Origin of the sequence: Sinorhizobium sp. P24N7 (genome assembly GCF_042436655.1) — a bacterium.
GTDB classification, from domain to species: Bacteria; Pseudomonadota; Alphaproteobacteria; order Rhizobiales; family Rhizobiaceae; genus Sinorhizobium; species Sinorhizobium meliloti_A.
Window position 1 is genome coordinate 1 of the sequence record NZ_JBHMIW010000151.1, and the last position, 398, is coordinate 398.

Annotated in this window: 1 protein-coding gene; it reads left to right on the forward strand. The window is 67.6% G+C overall.

The window, feature by feature from the left end; all coding sequences use genetic code 11:
* On the forward strand, positions 1-398 hold a 398-nt coding region (locus tag ACFHWW_RS34385), incomplete at both ends, for a hydantoinase B/oxoprolinase family protein (RefSeq protein WP_379943871.1).

Genomic DNA, 398 nt, shown 5'->3' on the forward strand with positions numbered 1-398 from the left:
TCCTTACCGTTCGGAAGGCCTCGCTACTCACCTGCCCGACCTGCACATGATCGAGCCCTATTTCCACGAGGGCCGGATCGTCGCCTATGGCTGGTGCTTCGTGCATTGCTCGGATGTCGGTGGACGGGTGCCGTCGAGCATCTCGCCGGTCAATACGGAGATCTTCCAGGAGGGCCTGCGCATCCCCCCCGTCAAGCTGATGAAGCGCGGCGACATGACGCCGGAGGTCCGCCTGTTCCTCGATGCCAACAGCCGCACGCCGGACGCCAACATGGGCGACATCCGCGCCATGCTCGCCGCGCTGACGGCTGGCCGGCGGCGGCTGGAGCAGACCATCGCCCAGCACGGCGTGGAGACCGTCTCAGCGGCCGCGACCGACCTCATCGCCTCTGCCGCCG